This window comes from Tsukamurella ocularis, from assembly GCF_965138335.1.
Taxonomy (GTDB): domain Bacteria; phylum Actinomycetota; class Actinomycetes; order Mycobacteriales; family Mycobacteriaceae; genus Tsukamurella; species Tsukamurella ocularis_A.
On sequence record NZ_CBCSDV010000068.1, the window covers coordinates 1 to 5,417 of the forward strand.

The following is a 5,417-nucleotide window of genomic DNA, read 5'->3' on the forward strand; positions in this document are numbered from 1 at the left end:
CCGCCGTAACACTGCGAAACAACACACTCGTGTGCTGTCTCAGACATTGCATAGTGGACGCGAACCAGACCACGGTCTGGTTTCTGTTGTTGTTACACGCTTACATTCTGTGAGCTACGTGCTCGTTTTGGCGAATGTTATGTGTGTGGTAAGCCCTCGACCGATTAGTACCAGTCACCTACACGCATTACTGCGCTTCCAGTTCTGGCCTATCAACCCCATAGTCTGTAGGGGGTCTTACCCACTCAAGGTGGTGAGAAACCTAATCTTGGAACAGGCTTCCCGCTTAGATGCTTTCAGCGGTTATCCCTTCCGAACGTAGCCAACCAGCCGTGCTCCTGGTGGAACAACTGGCACACCAGAGGTTCGTCCGTCCCGGTCCTCTCGTACTAGGGACAGCCTTCCTCAAGTTTCTAACGCGCGCGGCGGATAGAGACCGAACTGTCTCACGACGTTCTAAACCCAGCTCGCGTGCCGCTTTAATGGGCGAACAGCCCAACCCTTGGGACCTACTCCAGCCCCAGGATGCGACGAGCCGACATCGAGGTGCCAAACCATCCCGTCGATATGGACTCTTGGGGAAGATCAGCCTGTTATCCCCGGGGTACCTTTTATCCGTTGAGCGACACCGCTTCCACTTGCCGGTGCCGGATCACTAGTCCCGACTTTCGTCCCTGCTCGACCTGTCAGTCTCACAGTCAAGCTCCCTTGTGCACTTGCACTCAACACCTGATTGCCAACCAGGCTGAGGGAACCTTTGGGCGCCTCCGTTACATTTTGGGAGGCAACCGCCCCAGTTAAACTACCCACCAGGCACTGTCCCTGAACCAGATCATGGTCCGAGGTTGAGGTATCCAATACGATCAGAGTGGTATTTCAACAATGACTCCACGAACACTGGCGTGCCCGCTTCACAGTCTCCCACCTATCCTACACAAACCGAACCGAACACCAATACCAAGCTATAGTGAAGGTCCCGGGGTCTTTTCGTCCTGCCGCGCGTAACGAGCATCTTTACTCGTACTGCAATTTCGCCGAGTCTGTGGTTGAGACAGCAGAGAAGTCGTTACGCCATTCGTGCAGGTCGGAACTTACCCGACAAGGAATTTCGCTACCTTAGGATGGTTATAGTTACCACCGCCGTTTACTGGGGCTTAAATTCTCAGCTTCGCCTTACGGCTAACCGGTCCTCTTAACCTTCCAGCACCGGGCAGGCGTCAGTCCATATACATCGTCTTACGACTTCGCATGGACCTGTGTTTTTAGTAAACAGTCGCTTCTCTCTGGTCTCTGCGACCCCACACCGCTCACGGAGTAAATCCGGTCACAATGCGAGGTCCCCCTTCTCCCGAAGTTACGGGGGCATTTTGCCGAGTTCCTTAACCACAGTTCTCTCGATCTCCTTGGTATTCTCTACCTGACCACCTGTGTTGGTTTGGGGTACGGGCCACATCAGATCTCGCTAGAGGCTTTTCTCGGCAGCATAGGATCATGGAATTCACCGCAACGGCTACGCATCACCTCTCAGGCTTGTATGAGATCCGGATTTGCCTAGATCTCGCCCTACAGGCTTACACCAGTACAACCACTGACTGGCCCCACTACCTTCCTGCGTCACCCCATCGCTTGACTACTACCAGCCGAGGTCCCGTGCATCCACCAGCTCGTCACCCGAAGGTGATCTCGCGGCTTCAGGACGGTTAGTACAACTGATTCATCAGGGGCGATCTGACACGGGTACGGGAATATCAACCCGTTGTCCATCGACTACGCCTGTCGGCCTCGCCTTAGGTCCCGACTCACCCTGGGAGGATTAACCTAGCCCAGGAACCCTTGGTCATCCGGAGGACACGTTTCTCACGTGTCATTCGCTACTCATGCCTGCATTCTCACTCGCACAGCCTCCACAACTAGGTCACCCTGCTGCTTCTACGGCTGCACGACGCTCCCCTACCCACCCACACCAAAGTGTGAGTGCCGCGGCTTCGGCGGTGTACTTGAGCCCCGCTACATTGTCGGCGCCCAGCCACTAGACCAGTGAGCTATTACGCACTCTTTCAAGGGTGGCTGCTTCTAAGCCAACCTCCTGGTTGTCTTCGCGACCGGACATCCTTTTCCACTTAGTACACGCTTAGGGGCCTTAGCCGGCGATCTGGGCTGTTTCCCTCTCGACTACGAAGCTTATCCCCCGCAGTCTCACTGCCACGTTCTCACTTACCGGCATTCGGAGTTTGGCTGACGTCAGTAACCTGTGAGGGCCCATCGGCCATCCAGTAGCTCTACCTCCGGCAAGAAACACGTGACGCTGCACCTAAATGCATTTCGGGGAGAACCAGCTATCACGGAGTTTGATTGGCCTTTCACCCCTACCCACAGCTCATCCCCTCAGTTTTCAACCTAAGTGGGTTCGGGCCTCCACAACATCTTACTGCTGCTTCACCCTGGCCATGGGTAGATCACTCCGCTTCGGGTCCAGACCCGGCGACTCAAACGCCCTATTCGGACTCGCTTTCGCTACGGCTACCCCCAGACGGGTTAACCTCGCCACCGAGCACTGACTCGCAGGCTCATTCTTCAAAAGGCACGCCATCACCCCACAACGAGGGCTCTGACGGATTGTAAGCACACGGTTTCAGGTACTATTTCACTCCCCTCCCGGGGTACTTTTCACCTTTCCCTCACGGTACTTGTCCGCTATCGGTCGCAAGGTAGTATTCAGGCTTACCGGGTGGTCCCGGCAGATTCACAGCAAATTCCACGGGCTCGCTGCTACTCGGGTATCCATCACAACAGGCACCACGTTTTCGGTTACGGGACTCTCACCCTCTCCGGCGGACCATTCCAGGCCACTTCACCTAACATGACACTTTCTTACTGCTGTCCAGCCAGGTAGAGCTGGAAAGATGAACCCCACAACACCACACACACAACCCCTACCCGGTATCACATGTGCATGGTTTAGCCTCATCCGCTTTCGCTCGCCACTACTCACGGAATCACTATTGTTTTCTCTTCCTGAGGGTACTGAGATGTTTCACTTCCCCTCGTTCCCTCCACACCGTCTATATATTCAACGGCGGGTAACACCACATGACTGGTGCTGGGTTTCCCCATTCGGAAATCCTCGGATCACAGCTCGGTTGACAGCTCCCCGAGGCATATCGCAGCCTCCCACGTCCTTCATCGGCTCCTTGCGCCAAGGCATCCACCGTGCGCCCTTAGACACTTACAACACACAAAACACACACCAAACCCGAGACAACCGAAGCCATCACAAACCTGATGCGCCCTTCATGACGTCAAGCGCCAAAAAAAACACAACAAAATGCTTACACAGAAACATGTAAAATTACAGAAACATAACACAACAACCACACCGAAACAGTGCAGCGTCATGTTGATGCTCGCGTCCACTATACAATTCTCAAACAACACACACCACCACACCGCCACCAGCTACGAACCCCACAGGGCCCACTACGCCGGCGCTGACGCGCAGCAGCAACAGAAAGGACGTGTCCTCTCAGACACCCAACAGTGTGCCGACGAAACCCCACCCACCGGACAAACCGGCAGCAGGCGATAAGAATTACCGTGTCAGTGTTCCACCCAATAATATGAGCAACCACCTCAGCCACATTCGAGCTGACAAGTGGTACTAATTGCTCCTTAGAAAGGAGGTGATCCAGCCGCACCTTCCGGTACGGCTACCTTGTTACGACTTCGTCCCAATCGCCAATCCCACCTTCGACAGCTCCCTCCCACAAGGGGTTAGGCCACCGGCTTCGGGTGTTACCGACTTTCATGACGTGACGGGCGGTGTGTACAAGGCCCGGGAACGTATTCACCGCAGCGTTGCTGATCTGCGATTACTAGCGACTCCGACTTCATGGGGTCGAGTTGCAGACCCCAATCCGAACTGAGACGCGCTTTAAGGGATTCGCTCCACCTCACGGTATCGCAGCCCTCTGTACGCGCCATTGTAGCATGTGTGAAGCCCTGGACATAAGGGGCATGATGACTTGACGTCATCCCCACCTTCCTCCGAGTTGACCCCGGCAGTCTCTCACGAGTCCCCACCATTACGTGCTGGCAACATGAGACAAGGGTTGCGCTCGTTGCGGGACTTAACCCAACATCTCACGACACGAGCTGACGACAGCCATGCACCACCTGTATAGAAGGCACAAGGCAAACCGAATCTCTCCGGCGATCCTCTATATGTCAAACCCAGGTAAGGTTCTTCGCGTTGCATCGAATTAATCCACATGCTCCGCCGCTTGTGCGGGCCCCCGTCAATTCCTTTGAGTTTTAGCCTTGCGGCCGTACTCCCCAGGCGGGGTACTTAATGCGTTAGCTACGGCACGGATCCCGTGGAAGGAAACCCACACCTAGTACCCACCGTTTACGGCGTGGACTACCAGGGTATCTAATCCTGTTCGCTACCCACGCTTTCGCTCCTCAGCGTCAGTTACTGCCCAGAGACCCGCCTTCGCCACCGGTGTTCCTCCTGATATCTGCGCATTCCACCGCTACACCAGGAATTCCAGTCTCCCCTACAGTACTCAAGTCTGCCCGTATCGCCTGCAGGCCCGAGGTTAAGCCTCGGGTTTTCACAGACGACGTGACAAACCGCCTACGAGCTCTTTACGCCCAGTAAATCCGGACAACGCTCGCACCCTACGTATTACCGCGGCTGCTGGCACGTAGTTGGCCGGTGCTTCTTCTGTAGGTACCGTCACTTGCGCTTCGTCCCTACTGAAAGAGGTTTACAACCCGAAGGCCGTCATCCCTCACGCGGCGTCGCTGCATCAGGCTTTCGCCCATTGTGCAATATTCCCCACTGCTGCCTCCCGTAGGAGTCTGGGCCGTGTCTCAGTCCCAGTGTGGCCGGTCGCCCTCTCAGGCCGGCTACCCGTCGTCGCCTTGGTAGGCCATTACCCCACCAACAAGCTGATAGGCCGCGGGCCCATCCTGTACCGCAAAAGCTTTCCACCAACCCCCATGCAGGAGAAGGTCATATCCGGTATTAGACCCAGTTTCCCAGGCTTATCCCGAAGTACAGGGCAGGTCACCCACGTGTTACTCACCCGTTCGCCACTCGTGTACCCCCGAAGGGGCCTTACCGTTCGACTTGCATGTGTTAAGCACGCCGCCAGCGTTCGTCCTGAGCCAGGATCAAACTCTCCATAAAAAACACTAGAAACACAAGGTTTCAGCATAATCAGGAAATCCTGAACAAAACGAAACCACTGACAAAAATCAATGATTCCAGAAATACATCTCGCAAAGAAATAAACGAGAAAAGCCACAACACAAACAACCAAAAAATTTGATTGTCCATGCGTGCCAAAAAATTTGGCACTGACAATTTCATCGACACACTGTTGAGTTCTCAAAGAACACGCCAAACGCGG

The 5,417-nt window shown here is 54.9% G+C and carries 2 rRNA genes; both read right to left on the bottom strand.

Features of this window, described 5'->3' with window-relative positions:
* Positions 1-144: 144 nt before the first annotated feature.
* Positions 145-3,232 (bottom strand): 23S ribosomal RNA (locus ACNAYW_RS24625).
* 441 nt (positions 3,233-3,673) lie between these two features.
* Positions 3,674-5,194 (bottom strand): 16S ribosomal RNA (locus ACNAYW_RS24630).
* The 16S and 23S rRNA genes sit together here, the layout of an rRNA operon.
* Between the last annotated feature and the right edge of the window lie 223 nt (positions 5,195-5,417).